This is a genomic window from Nostoc sp. (assembly GCF_036917675.1).
Taxonomy (GTDB): domain Bacteria; phylum Cyanobacteriota; class Cyanobacteriia; order Cyanobacteriales; family Nostocaceae; genus Nostoc.
On sequence record NZ_JBALCT010000050.1, the window covers coordinates 1 to 23899 of the forward strand.

Annotated in this window: 23 protein-coding genes and 1 pseudogene; 15 read left to right on the plus strand and 9 right to left on the minus strand. The window is 42.1% G+C overall.

Translation table 11 applies throughout. The annotated features are described in order from the left end of the window. The 7 genes from V7K31_RS17450 to V7K31_RS17480 all read left to right on the plus strand — a co-directional run. A partial coding sequence (locus V7K31_RS17450; RefSeq protein WP_335095636.1) for a WD40 repeat domain-containing protein occupies positions 1 to 840 on the plus strand: 840 nt, incomplete at its 5' end. Then, positions 833 to 1879, plus strand: coding sequence for an ATP-binding protein (locus V7K31_RS17455; RefSeq protein ID WP_335095637.1), 1047 nt, complete (start codon positions 833 to 835; stop codon positions 1877 to 1879). The genes V7K31_RS17450 and V7K31_RS17455, both read left to right, overlap by 8 nt. A gap of 115 nt (positions 1880 to 1994) precedes the next feature. Further along, positions 1995 to 2264 (plus strand): YciI family protein, encoded by a 270-nt coding sequence (locus V7K31_RS17460; protein WP_334828820.1) that lies wholly within the window; start codon positions 1995 to 1997, stop codon positions 2262 to 2264. Between the two features lie 543 nt (positions 2265 to 2807). Beyond that, positions 2808 to 3614, plus strand: a complete 807-nt coding sequence (locus V7K31_RS17465; protein WP_335095638.1) for an ice-binding family protein — start codon at positions 2808 to 2810, stop codon at positions 3612 to 3614. A gap of 286 nt (positions 3615 to 3900) precedes the next feature. Further along, positions 3901 to 4695: a Tab2/Atab2 family RNA-binding protein gene (locus V7K31_RS17470; protein WP_335095640.1), complete on the plus strand. Its 795-nt coding sequence runs from the start codon at positions 3901 to 3903 to the stop codon at positions 4693 to 4695. A gap of 373 nt (positions 4696 to 5068) precedes the next feature. After that, positions 5069 to 5299, plus strand: a complete 231-nt coding sequence (mazE, locus tag V7K31_RS17475) for a type II toxin-antitoxin system MazE family antitoxin (protein WP_335095642.1) — start codon at positions 5069 to 5071, stop codon at positions 5297 to 5299. A gap of 102 nt (positions 5300 to 5401) precedes the next feature. Beyond that, a complete protein-coding gene (locus tag V7K31_RS17480) occupies positions 5402 to 5644 on the plus strand; it encodes a type II toxin-antitoxin system PemK/MazF family toxin (protein WP_335095643.1) in 243 nt (80 codons plus the stop codon). On the opposite strand, the gene dcm is transcribed toward V7K31_RS17480, so the two are convergent. Then, positions 5615 to 6955: a DNA (cytosine-5-)-methyltransferase gene (gene dcm, locus V7K31_RS17485; RefSeq protein WP_335095645.1), complete on the minus strand. Its 1341-nt coding sequence runs from the start codon at positions 6953 to 6955 to the stop codon at positions 5615 to 5617. The two genes, V7K31_RS17480 and dcm, sit on opposite strands and share 30 nt — an antisense overlap. Before the next feature lie 808 nt (positions 6956 to 7763). Between dcm and V7K31_RS17490 the strand changes: the two genes are divergently transcribed. Continuing rightward, positions 7764 to 8486 carry a hypothetical protein gene (locus V7K31_RS17490; RefSeq protein ID WP_335095647.1) on the plus strand — a complete coding sequence of 241 codons (723 nt, stop codon included), beginning with the start codon at positions 7764 to 7766 and terminating at the stop codon, positions 8484 to 8486. A 594-nt stretch (positions 8487 to 9080) separates the two neighbouring features. Next, positions 9081 to 9380 carry a hypothetical protein gene (locus tag V7K31_RS17495; protein ID WP_335095649.1) on the plus strand — a complete coding sequence of 100 codons (300 nt, stop codon included), beginning with the start codon at positions 9081 to 9083 and terminating at the stop codon, positions 9378 to 9380. Positions 9381 to 9745: 365 nt separating this feature from the next. Here the strand turns inward: V7K31_RS17495 and V7K31_RS17500 are convergent, their stop codons facing one another. Both V7K31_RS17500 and V7K31_RS17505 read right to left on the minus strand, forming a co-directional pair. Further along, on the minus strand, positions 9746 to 11821 hold the full coding sequence (locus tag V7K31_RS17500) for a serine/threonine-protein kinase (RefSeq protein WP_335095651.1): 2076 nt from the start codon (positions 11819 to 11821) through the stop codon (positions 9746 to 9748). Positions 11822 to 11880: 59 nt separating this feature from the next. After that, positions 11881 to 13569 carry a serine/threonine-protein kinase gene (locus V7K31_RS17505; RefSeq protein WP_335095652.1) on the minus strand — a complete coding sequence of 563 codons (1689 nt, stop codon included), beginning with the start codon at positions 13567 to 13569 and terminating at the stop codon, positions 11881 to 11883. A gap of 141 nt (positions 13570 to 13710) precedes the next feature. Here V7K31_RS17505 and V7K31_RS17510 point away from each other — a divergent pair, with 141 nt between their 5' ends. Then, a complete protein-coding gene (locus tag V7K31_RS17510) occupies positions 13711 to 15225 on the plus strand; it encodes a phenylacetate--CoA ligase family protein (RefSeq protein ID WP_335095653.1) in 1515 nt (504 codons plus the stop codon). 51 nt (positions 15226 to 15276) lie between these two features. Here V7K31_RS17510 and V7K31_RS17515 read toward each other — a convergent pair whose 3' ends face one another. The 4 genes from V7K31_RS17515 to V7K31_RS17530 form a co-directional block, all read right to left on the minus strand. Then, a complete protein-coding gene (locus V7K31_RS17515; protein WP_335095656.1) occupies positions 15277 to 15939 on the minus strand; it encodes a transposase in 663 nt (220 codons plus the stop codon). A 163-nt stretch (positions 15940 to 16102) separates the two neighbouring features. Further along, positions 16103 to 16819 (minus strand): HEAT repeat domain-containing protein, encoded by a 717-nt coding sequence (locus tag V7K31_RS17520; RefSeq protein WP_335095767.1) that lies wholly within the window; start codon positions 16817 to 16819, stop codon positions 16103 to 16105. Beyond that, positions 16820 to 17743 (minus strand): HEAT repeat domain-containing protein, encoded by a 924-nt coding sequence (locus V7K31_RS17525; protein ID WP_335095657.1) that lies wholly within the window; start codon positions 17741 to 17743, stop codon positions 16820 to 16822. Positions 17744 to 17773: 30 nt separating this feature from the next. Then, the gene (locus V7K31_RS17530) at positions 17774 to 18478 is read right to left on the minus strand and encodes an NACHT domain-containing protein (protein WP_335095658.1); all 705 of its coding nucleotides are present in this window, start codon (positions 18476 to 18478) and stop codon (positions 17774 to 17776) included. A 47-nt stretch (positions 18479 to 18525) separates the two neighbouring features. Between V7K31_RS17530 and V7K31_RS17535 the strand changes: the two genes are divergently transcribed. Next, the gene (locus V7K31_RS17535; RefSeq protein ID WP_335095660.1) at positions 18526 to 18834 is read left to right on the plus strand and encodes a hypothetical protein; all 309 of its coding nucleotides are present in this window, start codon (positions 18526 to 18528) and stop codon (positions 18832 to 18834) included. Positions 18835 to 18971: 137 nt separating this feature from the next. After that, complete coding sequence (locus V7K31_RS17540; protein WP_335095662.1) at positions 18972 to 19364, plus strand: hypothetical protein; 393 nt, start codon at positions 18972 to 18974, stop codon at positions 19362 to 19364. Between the two features lie 340 nt (positions 19365 to 19704). On the opposite strand, the pseudogene V7K31_RS17545 reads toward V7K31_RS17540, so the two are convergent. Continuing rightward, positions 19705 to 19803, minus strand: a pseudogene (locus V7K31_RS17545) (Uma2 family endonuclease); the annotation flags it as partial. 148 nt (positions 19804 to 19951) lie between these two features. Between V7K31_RS17545 and fni the strand changes: the two are divergent. Together fni and sppA are read left to right on the plus strand one after the other, a co-directional pair. Continuing rightward, complete coding sequence (gene fni / locus V7K31_RS17550; protein WP_335095664.1) at positions 19952 to 21022, plus strand: type 2 isopentenyl-diphosphate Delta-isomerase; 1071 nt, start codon at positions 19952 to 19954, stop codon at positions 21020 to 21022. A gap of 97 nt (positions 21023 to 21119) precedes the next feature. Beyond that, complete coding sequence (sppA, locus tag V7K31_RS17555; protein WP_335095665.1) at positions 21120 to 22955, plus strand: signal peptide peptidase SppA; 1836 nt, start codon at positions 21120 to 21122, stop codon at positions 22953 to 22955. A 286-nt stretch (positions 22956 to 23241) separates the two neighbouring features. Here the strand turns inward: sppA and V7K31_RS17560 are convergent, their stop codons facing one another. After that, a complete protein-coding gene (locus tag V7K31_RS17560; protein WP_335095666.1) occupies positions 23242 to 23340 on the minus strand; it encodes a hypothetical protein in 99 nt (32 codons plus the stop codon). Between the two features lie 140 nt (positions 23341 to 23480). Between V7K31_RS17560 and V7K31_RS17565 the strand changes: the two genes are divergently transcribed. Continuing rightward, positions 23481 to 23885, plus strand: coding sequence for a response regulator (locus tag V7K31_RS17565; protein WP_335095768.1), 405 nt, complete (start codon positions 23481 to 23483; stop codon positions 23883 to 23885). Positions 23886 to 23899: the final 14 nt, after the last annotated feature.

A 23899-nucleotide genomic window follows, 5' to 3' on the forward strand; every position in this document is an offset into this window, starting at 1 on the left:
CAGACAGGAAAGGAAATCTCTACCCTGACTGGTCATAACGACTCGGTAAATGCAGTAGCGATCGCCCCAGATGGTCAAACAGCCATTTCTGGTTCATCTGACAACACCCTGAAACTGTGGGATTTGCAGACAGAAAAGGAAATCTCTACCCTGATAGGTCATAACAAAGCAGTAATAGCAGTAGCGATCACACCAGATGGTAAAAAAGCCGTTTCTGGTTCTTGGGACAACACCCTGAAGTTATGGGATTTGCAGACAGAAAAGGAAATCTCTACCCTGACTGGTCATAACTTCTCGGTAAATGCAGTAGCGATCGCACCAGATGGTAAAAAAGCCCTTTCTGCTTCTGATGACAAGACTCTGAAGCTGTGGGATTTGGAGACAGGAAAAGAAATCTCTACCCTGATAGGTCATAACGAATCGGTAAATGCAGTAGCGATGCCTAGGTTGGGCGATGCCAACACCGCAGGTGGTCAAAAAGCCATTTCTGGTTCATCTGACAACACCCTGAAACTGTGGGATTTGCAGACAGAAAGGGAAATCTCTACCCTGAGAGGTCATAACAGCCGAGTAGAAGCAGTAGCGATGCTTGCGGCGGACGGAGCGATACCTAGGTTGGGCGATGCCAACGGCCTAGATGGTCAAAAAGCTATTTCTGGTTCATCTGACAACACCCTGAAACTGTGGGATTTGCAGACAGGAAAGGCAATCTCTACTTTTACTGGTGACAGTCCTATAAATTGTTGTGCTATTTCCCCAGATGGATTCACGATTGTAGCAGGAGACACATCAGGGCGTGTTCATTTTCTACGGTTGGAAGGGGGTTCAAAAAATGAATAACATCACCCAAAATCCAATCAATATTCCCAGATATACCCTAGAATTTCAGCAAATCATTACGGCTAAAAATCACAACTTTGTCGGTCGTGAATTTGTCTTTGCTGCTATCAACAACTTTATCGATCAATATGATCGGGGCTACTTTACTATTATCGGTGAACCTGGGATTGGTAAAAGTGCTATTCTTGCCCATTATGTCAGCCAAAATCCCGGAGTTGCCTATTACAATGTGGAAATTGCGGGTAAAAATCACGTTGAGGAATTTCTAACGACGATTTGCACTCAATTAATAGAAATTGCCCAAAATCAAGGTAGTAAAAATTTAACCATTAATTTTCCTGATTCTAGCACAGAGAACAGTGGCTTTTTATCGTTGTTACTGCAACAAATCAGCGATAGATTGCATCCTGATGAACGGTTAATTATTACAATCGATGGCTGTGATAGGATTGATATCAACAATCAACCACGCGGCTCAAATATTTTCTATTTACCTCGTTATCTGCCGGAAAAAGTTTATTTTATCCTTACTCGTCGTCCTTTTTTGGCAGATAAATCAGGTTTATTAATTGAAAACCCAGTCCAATCTTTAGATTTATCAGCCTACTCGGAACAAAATCGCGCTGATATCCAGGAATATATTAAATATTATTTAAATGAATCATGTCATTCGGAGCGTAGCCTTAGCAAAGAGAAGAATCCCGGAGATGTTTGGCTCAACATGACAGAGCAAAGTTTTGATGATGATGAAACCAATTTTATGTATGTTAGGGAAATCTTAGCAGCTATTAGTGAGGATATTTACCCGCCAAATTTACAACTTTATTACCAAAATCATTTAGAAAAGATGAATTTAGCAACCAGTAAACAGCAAGCAATGGCTTTACAGGTGTTAAATATCTTAGTTCAAGAACAATCAATATCAATAGAAATAATAGCAGAAAGATTAGATGAAGATGAATATGAAATCAAGGTAATTTTAGACAAGTGGCGAGAGTTTTTACATTTAGAATCAATAGCAGCCGAAAATGCATTATAGTCTTTATCATGCTAGTTTTCGTGATTGGTTGAGGCAACAAAGTGAGTCTAAATTATGAGCTTGGCATAGTCAATACCTTTTTTTATAAATTAACCAGTAGGAGTAACAAGCAATTATGCCTAAATATGTAGTCTGGGGAAGTTACTGCGAAGACGTTCTCGAAAAACGCACCCCCCACCGTCAAGCTCATTTAGACGGATTAGCAAAGCAAAAAGAATCCGGTGTGCTGATTACCATTGGCCCCACCAAAGATGTTACAAAAGTTTTTGGGATTTACGAAGCCGAAGACGAAGCCACTGTGCGCCAGTTGATTGAAAATGATCCTTACTGGAAAAATGGCATCTGGACTGAATATTCTGTCAAAGAGTGGATTCAGGCTTTTTGAAGAAGAATTCAGAATTCAGAATTTAGGAATCAGAATCGAATAAAGCCTAAGGGCTTGTATCGCCTCGTTCCCAGTATTAAGACTGGGGATGTATTTCGAGAGGGCTGCTACCTCTGGTCAACAGGACTTATGATCACAATACGCTTGGGTTAAGGCTAAAAACTAAAACTGGCGTAGGTTGGGTTGAGGAACGAAACCCAACATTATCAAGGCTTTCTTCGGTTAGACTCGCTCTAAGCGTACCCCTTTCGAGCGCGGACAAGCCTCTCTAAGAGTTGGCTTTACGCTGCGCTATCCGTCAGTCATCAGAATTTATGCTGAATTCTGATGACTGATGCCAATATTTATGTTTTGATAAATCATTTACAGCTTCTGCCAGCAATGCTTGACTATTTCGGTCTTTATCAAGTGCAAATTCATCCCGCCTTTATACAATCTTAAAGATTGAGCGAAGGTTAAATAAAGCACAATTTTTCTCTTTAATATCAAGCACACTTGTATTTGTTAAGACAACCTATTAATAAGTGCTAGCATTTACAAGCAATGTTAAAAATAAATCGTAAGTACGTAATAGTTTTGGCAATCGTGGCATTCTCCAGTTTTCAAGCTCCAGCAAAAGCCGGTTCTCTGCTGGGAACGGCGAATGACTTCGGGGTCTTGGGTGGCTCGACGGTGACTAATACTGGCCCGTCCGTCATCATGCAATCTCTGGGTGTCAACGCAGGTTCTTCAGCCACTGGCTTTTCTCCAGGGATCGTGAACGGAACGATATTCACATCTGATGCAGTTGCGGCTCAGGCTCAACTGGATAATGCAAGTGCGTACAATTATTTAGCAAAATTGAGTCCCACTAAGGAGTTGACTGGTGTGGATCTGGGTGGACTCACGCTCACACCTGGCGTCTATTCTTTTAGCTCATCGGCTCAGTTGACAGGAAAACTCACGCTCGACAATCTAGGCGACCCCAATGCGCTCTTCGTTTTCCAGATAGCCAGCACGCTCACCACGGCAAGCAACTCGTCTGTTGTCACGACCAACGGTGAAGCTCCCAATGTGTTTTTCCAGATCGGCAGCTCCGCGACTCTCGGTACTGGCACTCAGTTCATGGGAAATATTTTAGCGCTCACGAGCATCACCCTGACTACTGGCGTAAACATTGAGTGCGGTAGAGCCTTGGCGCAAAATGGTGCCGTGACGATGGATACCAACAAGGTCTCCAGCACCTGCTATACAAAGCCACAGGAAGTAGCAGTAGAGGTTCCAGAACCTGACTTATCACTTGGTGTTATCGGCTCCGGGATGGTGGGTCTGTTGTTCGCCTTCAGAAAAAGATTTACAAAAGGGTGGTAGGTTGCAAATAGTTTTTTGAAATACTTGATTGGCAAAGAGCGTAGCAATCTATGGTAGAAAAAGATAGGCCCCGAATTGTCAATAAGACTTATCTGTTTAAAATGTTACCAGTATTTTACCAAAAGCATAATAATAATTAAATAGAGGGGGATGAGGCGAGCGACTTTGCCTTATCCCCCTCTCCTCATACCCGATTATCATTCTTATTAAGACTGTTTTAAGTATTTTAACTGATTGATAAAATGCACTTTATCTTAACCTCTCACGAATGCCCCACTCCCCTCCTATGAAAATTTGGCAGGCTGATTTTTATCGTCGTCCGTTACCAGATGCATCTGGACAAATTTTATGGGAGTTATTGATTTGTGACGCAACTCGCAGCTTTAAATATGAAGCTACCTGTCTCCAGTCAGCAGCAAATTCTAATTGGGTTGCGGCTCAATTTGAGTTAGCATCTGGCGACAAATTGCCAGATGTGGTTCAGGTATTTCGTCCTCAGTCACTAAGTTTAATTGAGGCGGCTGGACGCAATTTGGGTATTAATGTCGAACCTACGCGCCACACTTTGGCACTGAGGCAGTGGTTACAAGAAAAGCAATATCCCTCAACCCTGGATAAACCGCCCCCAGCACCATTATCAGAAAACCTCTGGGGAGAAGAATGGCGTTTTGCGACTCTAGCTGCTAGTGATGTGGAAACGAGATTTAGCGATCGCCCCATTCCCATTTTGCACATACCAGAACATCTCAAACCCATCAATTTCGGTTTGGCGTCAACAGTATCCATCCCTGGTGTGGTAATTTATGGTGGACGGCGATCGATGCTTTTAGCACGGTGGTTGCAGCAAGTTCGTCCTGTGGCGTTAAACTACATATCTGGCGCACCAGATGGCTTAATATTAGAAGCTGGCTTGGTGGATAGGTGGATTGTTGCCACTTTTGAAGATCTAGAAGTTACAACAGCAGCCCAAGCTTTTGAACAACGGAAACAGCAAAGCCGAGGATTGCATTTTTTGTTAGTCCAACCAGATGATTCTGGTATGACTTATAGCGGCTTTTGGTTGTTGCGGGCAGAAGACTGATATTGATTGCCAAAAATATTGTTCTGTTTATTCCCGCTTATTTACTTAGTTTGTTCATATTACTTTTAGCCAACAGATAAACCTCATCTATGTTGAGAACCGTAGTTTTTGCCCTCACCCTAAATCCCTTTCCCAAGTAGGGAGAGGGACTTCTTTCCGGCTCCCCTTCTCCCAAATTTGGCAGAAGGGGCTGGGGGATGAGGGTTTTTTCTTTTCATGCGGAAAGAACTACAGTTTTCAAGATGGACGCGGTTTAATACCGATTATCTATGAGGTTCCTCCCGAACAAGGGGCTTAAGCCCCTTGTTATAGTAAGATGATAAAATCATACTAAATAGTGATACTAAAGTGATACTAAAAACTAATCATAAAAATGCTCAAAGTCACAATTACTTTAGAAGAAGATATTCTGCGATTTGTAGATCAGTATGCAGAGGGAAATCGTAGTGCATATATTAATACGCTGCTGGGAGAACACCGCCGCCGAATTTTGGCAGCAGAAATGATTGCAGCCCTCAAGCAAGATGCTGAAGATCCAGAATATCAAGCTGAAATTGCTGCTTGGGATAGTGTTGTTGGGGATGGCATAAATGCCAGGGAGTAATTTAACTTATCGTCGGGGAGAAATACGTTGGGTGAATGTTGAACCAACAGTGGGGCTGAAGCAAAAAAAATCCGCGCTTGCTTAATTGTGCAAAATGACATCATGAATCAGTATGGGTTGCTAACAATTGTGATGCCATTTCGACCTGGAAGTAAACAAGCTCCCTACGTTCTGAATGTGAAGGCAACACCAAATAATGGACTAGATCAAGACCGTTTTATAGATATCGGACAAATTCGTGCTGTTGACCATAGTCGTATTTTGGGTTTAGTCGGTGTGCTGGAGTCAGAGTACTGGGAATTTATTCGTACAGGTTTAAATGTAGTTCTCGGATTTGTGGTTTAAGGGTGTTAGGGAATAAAGTAATGGCCCAGATTTATCTTTTCTTTCTTGAGTAGAATATAAGGTTTTTATAATCACTTCCTGAGCCACAGCTTTGACTACATTAATACTCACAGAATTTCCTAGTTGATGATAAGCCTTATCATCATTGGGATGAAGTATAAAGCTATCAGGAAAACCTTGCAGCCTTGCAGCTTCTCGCGGAGTTAGTCGCCGTACTCTCTGATTGTGATAAACTCCCAATCTATTAGCATCACTAGCAACCAATGTTACCGAAATCTTATTTGGATCTACAAACTTATAAACTTCAAAAGAAAAGTTACCCGACAGAGGTTTATATTTATCATTAACAATTTTTAAATATTTTTTTGTAACTAGCGAATTCAAAACTTTCCCTAAGTTTGGATGTTCAAAAAAACTAGCTATTTGCTCCTGAGTTAATAGTTTGCCATCTTGTTCTTGTCCAAATTCTTTATTCCGTCTCTTTAATATGAAACGGTTCATTAGTTCAATTTCCTCGGCACTACATTCCCCACGTAATCCTAAATCCCAGGAATGAATAGAGTTTCCACCCCGATAATCAATCAGCCTTATCCCATGTAAGCGATTTAAATCATTATTAAATATTCGTTTTAAAGCATTGACAAACTTTGGTGAGCAATTATATTTTTCATCTGGACTACTTTCCAAAATGTCGGCAACAGTCACATATTTTTGTGGTGAAGAAAACAAAGATAACTGCTGAGGATTATATGAATGCGAATCTTTAGGCCCTACGTCAGAAATCAATTTAAAAGTGGGAGAAGCATCTAAAATTCCGACTAGATAAATGCGGACACGATTTTGCGGTAAACCAAAGTTTGCACTGTTGAGTAAAAAAGCATGAAAACTATAACCTCTTTTTTGAATTTCATGCTTAATTGTTGCTAAGGTTCGTCCTTGATCATGACTATAAAGCCCCCGGACATTTTCAAAAATAAAAGCTTGTGGTTTATAGGTATCGAGTAATCTTGTTATTTCAAAAAATAGCGTGCCTCGTGTATCAATAAAGCCTTCTTTTTTGCCAGCATGAGAAAAAGACTGGCAAGGAAACCCAGCTAATAAAAATTCATGTTCTGGTAGTTGATCAATTAATCGAATGTCACCTAAAGCTTTTTGACCAAAGTTTTTTTCATAAACTAATTGAGCATCTGAATTGATTTCGCTGCTGAAAACACATTCACTTTCTATATTTAAAGAATCAGCCGCCTGTTCAAAGGCTAATCTAATTCCTCCTATTCCTGAAAATAAATCCACAAACCGAATTTTATGCATAGATAATAAGTTACTTTTATCCCAAAGTTTAATAGATTAGGTAGGCTTATATCATCTCCGCTTGATTGCTTATTAAACCCGAAGAACCCCTGCCGAAGAGCGGGGAGGGGACCCCAAGTGGAGCATCTGGCGTGTGGGGTGCAGTGACTGTGGAAATCGTAACTAATTATGCGGACATGATATTACTTGTTTTTATAAAAATATTCCTTTAAAGAACTACAAAATTCAGTATGAATTGTGTACGAGTGGGTGATAGCGGAGCGGTAGCAAGTCTGCGAGCGTCTGAATATTGCTTAAAACCTTACTTCGCCCCGCTACGCGCTTTCGTTCCTGGTTGGCGAAACTAGTATTACAGCTATTTTCAGGTAAATAAACCACGCAGTAAGGGCACAGCATTGCTGTGCCCCTACGACAGATATGGTTCAAATACTTGAATTCTGCTGTAAATATTCTTCGTGATTAAAACTCTATCCCTTTATGGGTGGAGTATTCACTAATTCTGAATTCTGACTCCTAATTTATTTTATTTGACGCGATCGCCCCATGCACAGTAGCTTCGCGCAGTTTACTGCTGGAATGCTTGTATAGCAATACTTTTAGGCTAGCGTGGCTTTGGTGTCACGAACTATCAGATTACCCGGGCGATCGCTTCCACAGTGGCATAACCGATCACATTCTTAGAAAAAAGGGTTAGGTAATAAATTATTTACTGTTCTATCAAATTAACGTTGTTAAGTGACTCAGCAGGTGTAGTTCTCACCTTCAGGCTGTGTTAGATATTGTGACGCAAAATAGGAGTATAAATACGTTGCGAAGGCTTTCTCCAGAATCTCCTCTATTTATTCTGTTAATCATTATTAGTTTTCTAGTAGTAACTTTGTCAACTTGGTTATCATCTAAACCATTCGTTTTAAAACCATTTGGGGTTAACGATATTATCCAGCTACTAACATTGCAGTTATTTATTTCTTTGTTATTAGAGCGTTCTTTAGAAGTTTTTATAACTACTTGGCGGGGTCCATTTATCGAGCAATTAGATATTAGTCTTCAGCAAGAAAAAGCTCTAATATCTGAGAAGATAAAACTTCTAGAAATCCAACAAAAACAGGTTCCCTCTTTGGAATCAAATCAAGTCAGTGGACTACCGCCTGAAGGAATGAGTTTAGAACAGCAAATCATCCAAAATTTTACACAAAATCAACAAGATTCATTAAAAATGTTCAAGCCACAAACTGATGATATAAATGAAAAAGAGCGCCAAAGAACAGCCTATAAATCTGATACGCGAACAATTGCTCTATGGACATCCCTTTTATTCGGTCTTTTAATTAGCGCAATAGGTGTTCGCTCAATAGAGCCACTTCTAGTTATTGATTTAGATAATCCCATACAAGTAGTTCTTTTCCGTTGTTTAGATGTATTTCTGACAGGAGGTTTAATTGCAGGAGGTAGCGAGGGAATCCATAAGCTCATAAAAGTTTTTCTCGACTTTATGGAAGCTACATCTAAACAAATCAAAAATCAGGGATGATCTTGATTTCAAAATCTTGAGAATTGTGACTCGATCAGCAATTTTGATCGCGATCGCACAAACAATAGCCATAAGATTAATAGCGCTAGGATCTCTCCCGAATGTCCAAGCAACGCTTAAATTTAGGTTGTACTGAAGTGCTAGGAGTAAATTTAAATTCCTGCTTTGGATAAATCACACTTAGGAAGCTGGATTAAATAAAATGCAAAACTTCATCCTGTCTCACCATCCCTCTCCAATAGCTAATTTTCATTAACTATATCTTGCGAGGGGTGACTAATCATTTTAGATATGTAATATCTGGTGAAGACTCTTGATTAAAAATTGCAATCAATTAATTACCTATAGCGGTTCTCAATTGTATGGAATACAGACCACTCGTAGGGGTACAGCAATGCTGTGCCCCTACCATGTGTTGCATCCATAGACTGCTATAGAAGTAGCTAAACACAACATTGAGTAGAAGCATCAAATAACAAAATCATACATATTATTGTAATGACAGTGTTCTCTAATGTTTTTACTGGGATTAATTATTTCAATTGGTATTAAGAATTTTACTAAGATGCTCTCTCAAAAATAGGGTGTAAAGAAATGATTTCAGCAGGAGTCGAAGTAAAGATAAATCGCTTAGAATCTATTGTTGAGCAAATTGGGGAAGCAGTACTCTCTACCACTGAGACAATTGAACGTCTTGCAGAAAGATTGGAGACTCTCAGCATTCAAGTCGAAGCACAGGGACAGCAGGTGCAACAGCAAGGCTATCAAATTGTCGCATTGTGTGATGCTGTACAGACTCTTACTGAATCTCAGCATGATTCACTGCAAAAACTCAACCAACTGACACAAAATGTAGCTCGGTTTATATCTTTAATTCAAGCATTAGATGACTAAAATAATTCGTAATTCGTAATTAATATCATGTCCGCTTGATTGCTTATTAAACCCGAAGAACCCCACCCCGCCAAAGCTACGCTTTGTCTCCCTGCCCCTAATCCCCAGAGGGGGCATCGAGTTCCCCGCAAGCAAGGAGGGGATTAAGAGGAGCCAGCGCGGTGCTTGGGGGTTTCCCCCATGAGCGACTGGCGTGTGGGGTGTAATAACTGGGGTTAGCATAACTAATTATACGGACATGATATAAGTAATGTATAGGGGATTTAGACCCCGCCACAAAACTTGCCGCTTGTTAGAAGCTCTTTACTTAAACCTCCAGAATTTGTTAACAATTCAAAATTCAAAATTCAAAAATAAATAACTCTCTACTTAGGCGTTGTCTCTTGCGTCGGTGTCGGTTCAGGTGTGGTGCTTTCTGTAGGAGTTGGTGTAGAAATTGGCGTTGGCGTGGGAGTTAGTGTAAGTGTGGGTGTTTCCGTGGGCGTTGGTGTAGGAGTTGGCGTTGGTGTGGGCGTTGGTGTTGCCAATGGGGGAGGAGTGGGGTTTTCTACTGTAATGCTGAGTTGATAATCTACTGGTTTCGATGCTGTGGAAACCAGGACAAATTCGTAAAATCCCTTTTCTGGTAATTTACTTGACAAAGTACGCTGGGTAGAATCTTCTAAAAATTGAATTTTGCCAGAAGGTGAATAGACTGATAACAAAACTTGGAAATTTGCTTCTAGTTTCAATTCTAGAGATTGCTCTTTGGCAAGTCCAGCAATAAATACTTTACCACCACCAGGTTGGAGAGTACCACTAACTGTTTTACCAGTAGCGCCAGGATCAAAGACAAGTTTCTCGAAAGCGCTACCGCCGACGATCGCACTGAGTTGATCGCTAACAAAACCGTACCAAACTTGTCCAATAATGGGCTGATCTCGGAAATTTTTACCACGCTGTTCGGGGAATACATTTAAGAAAGCAGCATCTCCCAAATCATACAAAGAACGCCTACCAACATTGATTTTGTTGACGTCTACTTTCCAGCGATCGCGTTCAGCAGTTGTGTAAGTTCCTAGTTTTTGACGTGTATTTGAACTCAGTGGCGCTAGCTTTTCCAGCAATTCTGAGGCTGTTTTATCCCATTTTGCCCGCGAATTCTCATCTTCGCTACCGTTGCTGAGAGTGCGTCCCCGTAAACTGGGATTTCTCTCCCAAAAAACTTGATTCACCAAGTTAATGTAGAACTTCTCATCAATACCCAATTGTTGACGGCGATCGCTTAATCTTTCTTTACGTTCACGTTCTGCTGGCGAGTATTGCGCTAAAGGATCAGTCGGTTGTTCACTGGTAGGAATTGGGCTGGCTGTGGAAGTAGGTTTGACTTCCCCGACATCGCGCCTACTATTCATTCCCCACCAAATTAATCCAACACTACCAGCTACTGCCGCCGCCACTAGGAAGGTTTTTATTGGTGTCCACCAGGAGGGAGGGGGAGAAGATGAGTGGGATGGCGGAGGTGGAGAGATGGCGAAGGTGGCAGATGTGGGTTGTGGTGGTGTGGGGTATTGAGTTGGGGTATAGTTAGCTGGGGGTGAGTTGATGGCTTGGAGTACTTGACGGGCTGATTGATAGCGATCGCCTGGTCTGGGAGATAACATTTTATCTAATACCTGTGCCAAAATTTGACTCAGGCTAACTTCCCGTTGCCACTGCCAGCTGAGAGTGTAGGCATCAATTAATTCTTGGGGTTGTTTTCCTGTCAGTAAAACCACCATTGTTGCGGCCATTGCATACAAGTCGCTGTGGGGAGATACTAACCCAGTTTGCATCTGTTCTGGGGGGGCAAATCCGATTTTACCTAATAGGGTTGGTGCTGGGAGAGGTGCAACTACACCGGGTTGATAATATTGGGAAGCAACGGTTGCTACTACTTGTTTGACGCCACCAAAATCAATTAATACTGGTAGTTGGTCAACAGTGCGAAGCATTAAGTTATCTGGAGAAATATCTCGGTGAATTACTCCTAGTGAGTGGATGTATTCCAACACTGGTAAAATTTGCTGCAACAATTGGCGTATTTCTACTTCTGTAAAGCGTAAACCCCGTTGTATCCGGGCATTTAACAAAGAATTGTAAGTTTCCCCTTCTACATAATCTTGCACCAAAAATAGATATTCTTTGCCCCCTAAGTTCAGGCGAAGCAGTTCCCGGAAGCGGGGAATTTGGGGATGTTGCAGTTTATAAAGAACACTCGCTTCTCTCTCAAACAGTTCTTCAGCTTTTTGGACAACGTAAGCAGTTTGAACTTGGGGGGAAAATTCTTTTAAAACACAAAGTTCGCGGAAACGGTTGACATCTTCAGCTAAATAAGTGCGTCCAAAGCCACCTTGACCAATTTGACGCACAATTAGATAGCGATCGCCTAAAGTTAGTCCCGGTTGGATACTATAACTCATGTTTGTCGTTTGTCATTTGTCATTTGTTATTAATGATTCTTCCCCAGTCCTTAGTTTCTTTACTTGTCAGATTCGACTTTACTGAGTTGATCGGCTGCGATCGCATACCAAATTTGACCAAAAGTCTGCTGATTCAGTTTCCCACGCTGCTGACCAGGAAACAACCGATCAAATTTTTCATTTGTGTCTTTATTCAGTTGATCAATTGTATAATTCCCAAACTGCCCCGATCGCGCTTGTCGTCTCCATGTTTCGTAATTTTGTGCAGTATATTTACCCAGTTTCCGACGAGCTGCTGTACTGAGATCAGCCTGTTCTAGTTTATTCAATAAATCGTCAGCGACACCAGACCATTCATCTCGTAAACCAGCATCTTCAGGTTTAGATGTCAAGCTACGTCCCTTTAATTCCGGTTTTTTTGTATAAAATAAATTATCTACCAAAGGAATAAAAAATCCTTCAGTAATTTCTAGCTGTTGACGACGACTGTTAATTTCATGGAGATCACTATTTTTTCCTTTGTCACTGACTGGTTTACCAAGCGGATTTGGAAACTGGGGAATTTGTGGTAATGAAATTGATGGGATAGTGATTGAAGATACGCTCCGAATAACTGCATTTCCCATAGCTAAAGTTAATCCAACTAAAGCTGTTCCCCCTAGACTCATCACAAAAGGGCGAATCCAAACAGGCCAAGATATCGGTTTAGCGATCGCTTGCGTTTTGCTCTGGAATCTACTCACAATAGCACTGGCGCGTTGTCTTCCTGGAGCAACTACCATCGTCTTGATCTTGGTGGTAATATAATTACCTGTGGATTTACTCGCAGTTGGCGATGGTAAATCTTTGAGGATTTGCTCGGCTCGTTGGTAGCGATCGCTCGGTTTATAAGCCAGCATCTTTTTTAACACCGCTTCCAGTTGGGGACTAACTCGGATTTCCTTTCCCCATGCCCAAATTCCCTGATAGCTGTCGTATAATTTTTGCGGTTCTTTAGCTGTGAGCAACACTAATGTCGTCACCGCTAGAGAATATAAATCACTACTTAAAAATACTTTACCCTGGCGTAGCTGTTCTTCTGGGGCGTAGCCTTTTTTACCCAGCAAAGTGTTATTTCCAACCAGCTTAGTCCGCCAAAAACCTTGAGAAGCTGGCAATTGCTTGACACCACCAAAATCAATCAGCACTGGTAGATTATCAGAACGTCGCCAAATCAAATTGTCAGGAGTGATATCACGGTGAACTACATCTCGTGAGTGGATGTAGGATAACACGGGTAAAATCTGTTGCAGTAGGGTGATTACTTCCTCTTCACTGAAAGTCTTTCCTTGACTCTCGCGTTGTTCTAATAATTGGTAGTAATTGTCACCATCCACATAATCTTGCACGAGAAAGAAAAAATCTTTAGTGCCTATCTTCACTTGTAGCGATGCGTGAAAACGCGGAATTTGTGGATGCTGGAGTGTTTTCAGAACATTTGCTTCTCGCTCAAATAACTCTTTAGCTTTTTGTAAATCTTGTTGTTCTTGTACTTGGGGTGCAAATTCCTTCAGCACACATATTTGATGGGATTTATTTATATCCTCCGCCAAATAGGTGCGTCCAAAGCCGCCCTGCCCCAGATGACGGATAATTTGATAGCGATTATCCACAACCTGCCCCACAGCAAGAGGTAATGGCTCACCGCAATGGGTACAAAAGCGGCTACTACCATTATTTGTGTGTTGTTTACTGCAATAGAGCTGCATGGTGGCCAAGGATAAATTAAGGTTTTATTGAGTAACTACGACGCGCATACCCTCATTTTCGGATATCCTACGAATTACGAATTACGAATTACGAATTATTTTAACGGTGTTGGTTCTACTTCAGGATAAAGAGCAAGCGTCATGAACTGCAAACCACGACAGCAGCGAGCAATTAAAGCATTTGAAGATTTTTTGTCTACCCCCCTAGAAACGATATTGCAACGGCATCTTAACACTCAAACTTCGGCAGCTTTGAGTTTATTTCACGATGTTGCGGCTAATGTACCTGCTTATAAGGCTTTTTTAGCAGAAAGGGAAATTAATCCCGCGACTATTCAAAGCTTAGAGGAGTTTCAGAAGTTACCAGCGATCGCTAAACAAAATTATATACTGCGTTATCCTTTAGCTGACTTGTGCCGCAACGGGCAATTAGAAGCGTGCGATATGATAGCTGCTTCTTCAGGTTCCAGTGGTAAACCGACATTTTGGCCTCGTTTTTTCACAGATGAACTTCAAATAGCCACACGCTTTGAACAGATTTTTCATGATAGTTTTCATACAGATACCAGACGTACCCTAGCAGTGATTTGTTTCACTTTAGGCACTTGGGTAGGTGGAATATTCACTACTAATTGCTGTCGTTATCTTGCTAGCAAAGGTTATCCCATCACTGTAATTACTCCTGGTAACAACAAAGAAGAAATTTTGCGAGTTGTTGAGGAACTTGGTTCAGCGTTTGAGCAAGTGGTGTTATTGGGATATCCGCCATTTTTAAAAGATGTGATTGATACTGGTATCGCTTGTGGTGTGGAGTGGCAGCAATATCAGATTAAATTAGTGATGGCGGGAGAAGTATTTAGTGAAGAATGGCGGAGTTTAGTTGGCGAAAGAGTTGGTTCACAAAATCCTTGCTATGATTTTGCATCACTTTACGGCACTGCGGATGCAGGAGTTTTGGGTAATGAAACACCGTTAAGTATCTGCATTCGCCGTTTTCTGGCAGAAAATCCCGATGCAGCTAGAGCTTTATTTGGGGAATCGCGTTTACCCACGCTAGTACAATATGATCCTTGCAGTCGCTTTTTTGAAGTTGAAGATGGCGGATTGCTGTTTTCGGGAGATAACGGTATTCCCTTAGTACGTTATGACATCTTGGATACTGGCGGGATAATTAATTATGATGCCATGCTGCAATTTTTAGCAGAATGGGGATTTAATCCGCTCGAAAATCTCCGTTCTGACACTCAACAATCACCTAGGGGTATTCATCAGCTACCTTTCGTTTATGTCTTTGGCCGTTCTAATTTTACAGTTTCCTACTTTGGTGCAAATATATATCCAGAAAATGTGACGGTGGGATTAGAACAACCAATAATTCAAGAATGGGTGACGGGTAAATTCGTATTGCAGGTACAGGAAGATGCAGATAAGAATCGATTTTTATCTGTGGTTGTGGAGTTAGCACCAGGAGTAGAGGGTAGTGAAGATCAAAGACTTGCGATCGCATCTTCTATTCTTTCACAACTGCTACGCCTCAATAGCGAGTTTGCTAATTATGTTCCCGTAGAATATCAAACACCACAAGTTACATTAGCCCCAATGGGTGATTTTGAATATTTCCCCATTGGGGTGAAACATCGTTATACGCGTCAATAGTACTAAGCGCGATGAATCCACGAACACAGGAAGACGCGATGAATCGCGTCTCTACAAGGGGTGATGGGGTGGTTGTTCGCGATCGCGTTCCCAATTGATTGGGTTATTGATAATATATTGTCTAATTTTGTCGAGGGCGAATTCATTACGAATTATATTGTCATGAAACCTTCCTTGCCATCCAAAACCTTCATATATTTGATTAATTTCAAATGTACATCGTCCTTTGTACCACCTAACAATTTTAGAAAGCGAATTTTTAGACAACATCGGATTAAATAACCCAGTAACCCCACCCCGTTCACCATCCCCCCTTGTAGAGACGCGATTCATCGCGTCTTCTTCCTGTGTTCGTGGATTCATCGCGTCTTCTTCCTGTATTCGTGGATTCATCGCGTCTCCTTCTTGTATTTGATTAATAACCAAAATTCCATGAATATGATTAGGCATGACGCAAAACGAATCTATCTGGCAATTAGAAAAATGATTAGGAATCTCATCCCACAATTTCTGAGCAATTTCTCCAATTGGCGATCGCTGCATTTCACCCTGCACAACCTTACCAAAAAAGCATTTCTTACCATCCGTGCAAATAGTAACGAAATATCCGGCTTTGCTAGCATAACTCCATGCTGGCAACCGTGTTGAATCAATTCGATATTTACCTTTGTATTTAGGTTTGTTGTTTTGTGGTTGAGGCTCATCATTATTCATAATTACATCTTTGATTGATACAAAAATTTATGCAATTATTGCTTTGCATTGATGTAATTGCCAACCCAAAAAACTCGGAATTATTCTCACGATGTAAATGATGGGAAGGAAAAAGACGCGATGAATCGCGTCTCTACAAGGGTTGCACCGATATTTTTGTTTTCTATTTTCGATTTTTCACTTTCTCTTGTTGATGCCAAACTTGATAAAAATCTGGGTAGTCCATACTTTGGGCGCACTTCCAGATAACCATGTAGCACTTATCAAATCGCTCAAAGTTATTTTTATAAGTTTCAGGTGATAAGTAATCCTTTAACCCACTGACAACACTCGGCATCTGTTCCTCTAACATAATTTTCCCTAAGCTTTCTGCCGCTTGCCATCGGGTAGAATCATGCAGTTGTAGTTTGCCGATTAACTCCACCAAAGCAGCAATCGCTTTTTGGTTGCTAGAGCCAATTTGCCCTAAACTTTCTGCCGCTTGCCATTGGGTATGATCATCCAGTTGTGGTTTGCCGATTAACTCCACCAAAGCAGCAATCGCTTTTTGGTTGCCAGAGCCAATTTTCCCTAAGCTATATGCCGCTACGATTCGGGTATAATCATCCAGTTGTGGTTTGCCGATTAACTCCACCAATGCATCAATCGCTTTTTGATTGCCAGAGTCAATTTGCCCTAAGCTAGATGCCGCTAAGAATCGGGTATAATCATCCAGTTGTGGTTTGCCGATTAACTCCACCAATGCATCAATCGCTTTTTGATTGCCAGAGCCAATTTGCCCTAAGCTTTCTGCCACTAGCAATCGGGTATCTTCATCCAGTTGTGCATTGCCGATTAACTCCACCAAAGCATCAATCGCTTTTTGATTGCCAGAGCCAATTTACCCTAAGCTTTCTGCCACTAGCAATCGGGTATCTTCATCCAGTTGTGGTTTGCCGATTAACTCCATCAAGGCATCAATCGGTTTTTGGTTGCCAGAGCCAATTTTCCCTAAGCTATCTGCCGCTAGCCTTCGGGTATAATCATCCAGTTGTGCTTTGCCAATTAACTCCACCAAAGCATCAATCGCTTTTTGGTTGCCAGAGCCAATTTTCCCTAAGCTATCTGCCGCTAGCCTTCGGGTAGAATTATCCAGTTGTGGTTTGCTGATTAACTCCACCAAAGCATCAATCGCTTTTTGATTGCCAGAGCTAATTTGTCCTAAGCTTTCTGCCGCTCGCCTTCGGGTAGAATCATCCAGTTGTGGATTGCCGATTAACTCTACCAAAGCATCAATCGCTTTTTGGTCGCCAGAGCCAATTTCCCCTAAACTATATGCCGCTTGGCTTCGGGTATAATCATCCAGTTGTGGTTTGTTGATTAACTCTACCAAAGCATCAATCGCTTTTAAGCGATTTGTCTGAGGCAGTGCTGTTTCTGCTCCTTCTGAGATTGGTGTGAGAAATTCTACCCACTCGTTTTGTTCAACTTTAAACTCGCCAAAGCGCCATTTAACGATTTCCGCCACAATAGCATCTGCGTTGTCAGAATTTTTCCACTCATCAACCCCCGCAGCAGCGAGAAAATAAGCGCGAAACTCGTAAAATCCCCTTGTAACTCTATCAATAGCTCTGAATTCTCCGCACCCATCATCAAATTTCATTAACGCCTGAATAAACTCTTCCTTCTCTTCCCTCTCCACATCTTCACGTCCCAACCACAGCAAAATTACCTCTTTCCACTGCGATGCAAAAATACGATAAACACCTAGCGCGGGGTTGTCGGGAACATTATTCAGAAACTCGTACCAATCATTGATCGCCAACGCTGCAAAATATTCCTCAAATGTGGGATGTTAGAAAGCGTAAACTTTCTCTTTCGTTGCTGATTCCGCAGCTAGTCCAACTTCATTTAGCCATCCCAACTTTAACGCTAACCAAAATAAAGAATTTTCCTGTTTTGGATCGCCTAATTCCTCACGCACTAATTTATGTCGTAGCCGAAACCGTGACGTTTCTTGATCAATTGCCCGTTTTGCCAAACGTCCCAAGGCAGCGTTTAATTCCTCTTGCTGCTGTTCAGTGGTAGGGAAGTGCTTTTCTTTCCACTTGTAAACCTCTTCCACAAACTGCTGATAAAGTCCGGCTTTAGTTTCCGGTAAACCTTGCTCAGAACCTTGCCAAGTGCTACACAACAGCGCTAACCGCAAAGGATTTTTAACTAAATCTTGGATGCGCTGACGTTCAGCTTGATTTAACTCCCTCCATAATTGTTCCCCATTGTTACTCTCCCTCTCCTTAATAAGGAGAGGGGGCTGGGGGGTGAGGTTCCGAGGTTGAAACCACTTCTCAATAAACTTTTGCACTTGTTGCGGATATTCAAAATTGAGTAACCGATACGTCTCGAAATTTTCTAAAGCGTTGGCGTTTGCTTCCCAAACATTCACCCGACAAGTCAGCACAACCCGCGCATTTTTCACCCATCCCGTCAACTGCTGGGAAATCTCAGTTAATGGTTGGGGTGAAGACATTTCATCTGCTGCATCCAACAACAACCACACACGATTATTCTTGAATAAATCTACAAAAGCCTTTTTCTGTTCTTCTGTTGCATCTTCTACTGGTTCTAAAGCATCCTCCAGCCAACAAGTCTGTTAGTTCAGAACACAAGTCTGTTGGTTCAGAACACAAGTCCGTTGGTTCAGAAAACAAGTCCGTTGGTTCAGAACACAAGTCTGTTGGTTCAGAACACAAGTCTGTTGGTTCAGAACACAAGTCTGTTGGTTCACAATACAAGTCTGTTGGTTCAGAACACAAGTCTGTTGGTTCAGAACACAAGTCTGTTCTCAACGATTTGTTGTCTAGCGAAGAACCCCTCCCCGCTCTTCGAGAGGGGGCTATGATGTATGTTATGTGATTAGAAAACGCTATAATTACTGAGCTAGCAATGCAATCTTATTAAAAAAAATATGTTTTTTGCAAGATTTACTGAACCACTATATTGTCACTTTAAGACACTCTAGAAAGATAAAGTTTAGTAAAAACTCTGCATTGATGACACGCAAAAAAAGAAGCTCTCCCGTGCTAGAAAAAACCGAAGAGAAAGTAATCGGATTTAAATCAATTAATTCCAACCTCGATTTTGGTGATTCAATCAGTTTAAACCATTTAACCCAGTTAACCGGGCAACTCCGCAACGAAATCGACGATTATAATATGATGCTAACTGCCCTTGACTCGGCAAAGGCAGAAATAGAAACCCTTGAAAAGACCATTCGGGAAACTTCAGAACGCTTAGTCAGTGGTGTGGCTTTCAAGTATGGCAAAGACAGCCGAGAATACGAAATGACGGGCGGAGTACGCAAAAGCGATCGCATCCGTAAAGCCACTATCACCCGATTAAAATCAAGCGCAGACTCAAAAGCGGCCTCTACACAGACGGCGTAACAAGCAATAATTAGGCATCATTAAGTAAGTGGGTCAAATTAAATATAAAACCTCACCCTGCCTCCGGCTTCCCTCTCCTTAATAAGGAGAGGGATTGAGGGTGAGGCTTGATCTTATATTTAATTACGCCTACCTACTTACACCGTGAATGATGCCCATTGCTTTGCGTAGGTGTAGCCCGTCGTAGACATCGCATAATTGTACCTTAGTAGTTAAGCTCGCCAACAAACAGAATGCAACGCCGAGTAGCCCGTCGTAGACATCGCGGCTCGTCTCTTTTTCGCCTAATAAGTCGCAAAGTCTAACACTATAAATCTTTGCGACACATCAATTATTCGTAAATTTCTCCGTTTTTGTATTCATTTTTATATTCAGCCTTCTCTTCTAATTCCAAATATTCTTCTGGGGTGTAGTAGCGCTTTTCTGTTTGTAAAACCATATTAATTAACTCACAAAATGGGGGATGGTTCTGTTATCAATAGCGTAACGTACCCTAAAGATAGCTAAAATAAATAGTTTTGTTATGAAAAGACGGTTGCAGACAATGTAACAATAGCGATCGCAAATACTTTTAACTATACCCACCAGTGAACGCCCCCACCAATATCTCTGCACAAACTCAGAATCGCAAAGCCGATCACATTCGGATCTGTTTAGAGGAAGATGTTCAGTGTGATCAAATCACCAATGGACTAGAACGTTATCGTTTCACCCATTCTTGTTTACCCGAACTAAACTACAACGATATTGATATCAGCACAACTTTTCTGGGGAAACACCTTAGCGCACCCTTGTTAATTTCTTCCATGACGGGCGGAACAGAACAAGCCGGAATCATTAACCAACGTTTAGCCCAAGTCGCGCAACACTACAAAATTGCAATGGGTGTCGGTTCCCAGCGAGTAGCGGTGGAAAAACCCCAGGTGGCTGATACTTTTGCTGTCCGCAAGTATGCGCCCGATGTTCTGCTATTTGCGAACTTGGGCGCTGTGCAACTTAACTATAAGTACGGCTTAGATGAATGTCTGCGGGTAGTTGATATCTTAGAGGCTGATGCCCTAATTTTACACATTAATCCTCTACAAGAGTGCATTCAATCCAAAGGTGATACTAATTTTCATGGGTTACTTGACAAGATATCTAACTTATGCATTAAGCTACCAGTGCCAGTGATTGCGAAGGAAGTTGGTAACGGCATTTCAGCAGCGATCGCCGAGAAACTCATAGCTGCTGGGGTAGCAGCAATTGATGTCGCGGGTGCGGGGGGTACTTCTTGGGCAAAAGTAGAAAGTGAACGGGCAGAAAATCCCTTGCAACGTCGCTTAGGAAGAACTTTTGCCAATTGGGGTTTACCGACAGCAGAGTGTATTACAACTATTAGAGCGATGTCTACGACGGGCTACGCCTACGCAAAAGATGTACCCTTAATTGCTTCAGGAGGTTTGCGTCATGGATTGGATGTCGCAGCTGCGATCGCCTTGGGAGCAGATATAGCCGGTTTAGCAATGCCTTTTTTGCAAGCAGCAGCAACATCAGAGACAGCAGTTTCCGAACTGGCTGAGGTATTAATCGCTGAAATCACCACAGTTTTATTTTGCACTGGCAACACCACCTTGTATCAGTTAAAGCACTCTGGCAGTTTACAGCGCATAGAATAAATTAAGTAGGTCATTAGTCATTAGTCATTTGTCATTTGTCAATGCCCCATGCCCAATTCCCAATGCCCAATGCCCAATTCCCAATACCTAATAACTAATGCGTAATTTTATCAAACAAACTTTTGCTAGTTTAGTTGGCACCTTACTAGGACTAATTATTTTCGGTGGTTTGGGAACCACTGGACTGTTCTTGCTGATATTGGCTGCTACCTCCTCTAAAGATATTGGGCCAAACGTGAAAGATAAGTCAGTGCTGGTTTTTGACTTGTCAACGAAAATTACTGATAGCGAACCTAGTTCCGGCGAACTGTTTCAAAGCACAATCTCAGGTGTGGATGACGACAGAATGGCACTCCACAAAGTTGTGGAAACTTTAGAAAAGGCGCGGCGCGATCCGCGAATTGTCGGGATCTACCTGGATGCAACCAGCACAAGCCAAGTTAGTAACGTCGGTTATGCCTCCCTGAAAGAAATTCGGAAAGCGCTGGAGGAGTTTCGCGCTTCTGGAAAAAAGATTGTGGCCTATGGCAGTGATTGGAGTAAAAAGGAATATTACCTTTGTTCAGTGGCAGATTCCATTAGAGTTAATCCTCTGGGAATGATGGAAGTCAACGGTTTGAGTTCACAACCGATGTTCTACGCGGGAGCATTGCAGAAATATGGCATTGGTGTTCAAGTCGTGCGAGTAGGGAAATTCAAAGGAGCTGTTGAACCGTTTATCCTCACAAAGTTGAGTCCAGAAAACCGCGAACAAACTCAGAAATTGTTGGATGATGTTTGGGGAGAGTGGCGCACTGCTGTGGGCGCAAGTCGGAAAATTGAACCTGGACAGTTGCAAGCGATCGCAGATAATCAGGCGCTACTAGAAGCCACACAAGCCAAAACTAGCGGTTTAATTGATCAAATACAATACCCCGATGAAGTGGTAACTGACCTCAAAAAGTTAACAGATAGCGATCAAGACGACAAAACATTCCGACAAATTAGCCTGAATAGTTACGCCCAAGTTTCCGGCAAATCTTTGGGTGTAGAACGTAACTCAAAAAATCAAATTGCCGTTGTTTATGCTGAGGGCGAAATTGTCGATGGCAAAGGAGTAGATGGACAAGTAGGAGGCGATCGCTTTGCGAAAATCTTCAGCAAACTACGACAAGATAAAGATGTGAAGGCTGTTGTATTACGGATTAATAGTCCTGGTGGTAGTGCTACCGCAGCCGAAGTCATGCAGCGAGAAATAAAATTAACTCGTGAGGTGAAACCAGTAGTGGTGTCTATGGGTGATGTCGCCGCCTCTGGTGGTTATTGGATTGCTAGCGACTCTAACCGCATTTTTGCCGAACCAAATACCATTACAGGTTCAATAGGGGTGTTTGGGTTGCTATTTAATGGTGAAAAGCTGGCTAATGATCATGGCATTACTTGGGATACGGTGAAAACCGCACGCTATGCTGATAATCAAACAGTTTCGCGTCCAAAATCGCCCCAAGAGTTGGCACTTTATCAGCGCAGTGTTAACCGCATTTATAATATGTTTCTGAATAAAGTTTCTCTAGGTCGCAAACTCCCAGAACAAAAAGTCGCAGAAATTGCCCAAGGAAGGGTTTGGTCAGGTGTGGCGGCCAAGGAAATTGGTTTGGTGGATGAAATTGGTGATTTGAATAGTGCGATCGCTTATGCTGTCAAGGAGGCGAAACTAGGAGAAGATTGGGAAGTGCAAGAATATCCTCGCACTAGCAGTTTCGGAGAACGCTTTTTTGGACGTGCAACTCAAGAGGCGCAGACTGCTTTAGGAATTGAGAAAACGCAACTCAAATCAGCCAATCCCCTCACCGATGAATTCCAGAAATTGCAACAGGAACTAGGGATTCTGCAAAAGATGAACGATCCACAGGGGGTTTACGCCCGCTTGCCATTCAACTTAAAGATTGAGTAGATATATAGGAATCCAATTTGATTTCTGAAATTATTTGCGCGAAGCGCAGCGCAAGCGCCATAGGCAGGGAGTGGGGAGTAGGCAGTGGGGAGTAGGGAAGAAGCCCCCAAGAACCTCACCCCGCGAAAGCTGTGCTTTGTCTCCCCTCCCTGCCTGCGGGGAGAGGGGTTGGGGGTGGGGTGCAATGACTGTGGGAATCGTAACTAATTATGCGGACATAATATTTAGTACTGACTTTTGAACTTTGTGAGTTAGCGATCGCCATTGTTGCTATTTTTGAGCGCATTTAACGGCTGGCAGTGCCGATATGAGGTGCAATAATCAGATTATCTAGGGTCAACAATGGGCGATCGCTGGGAATCTGTTCTGGTTCTGTAACATACACAGTCGCAGCGCCGATTTGACCATTTGCAAGGGCACAATACAGGGAATCTGGGATCTACAATAGTTCCTCGTACTGAATTGAGCTATCTGAGCCGATTGCTTCATCAACTCAAATTGGCGATCGCTAAAATGTCATTTAATATGCAACCTTCTGGAACTCTTGCTGGTTTAGATATTCTGGTAGTTGAGGATGATGATGATACTCGCTTTTTTATCACTACTGTCTTGGAAATGGATGGAGCAAAAGTGATAGCAGTGATCTCAGCACCAGAGGCACGCCAAGTATTATCCGAATTGCAACCCGATGTTTTAATTTCTGATATCGGCTTACCTGGGGAGGATGGCTACACTTTTATCTACAAAATCCGTTCCCTCAACCCAAAGAATGGTGGACGAGTCCCCGCTATTGCTTTAACAGCCTATGCTGATAGTGAGGCTCGTATCCGTGCCTTAACAGCTGGCTTTGACACTCATGTATCTAAACCGATCGCTCCAGAAGAACTAGTTGAGATAGTGGCTAGTTTGGTTGCTTCTTGTAATTGGTAATTATGAAAAACGCT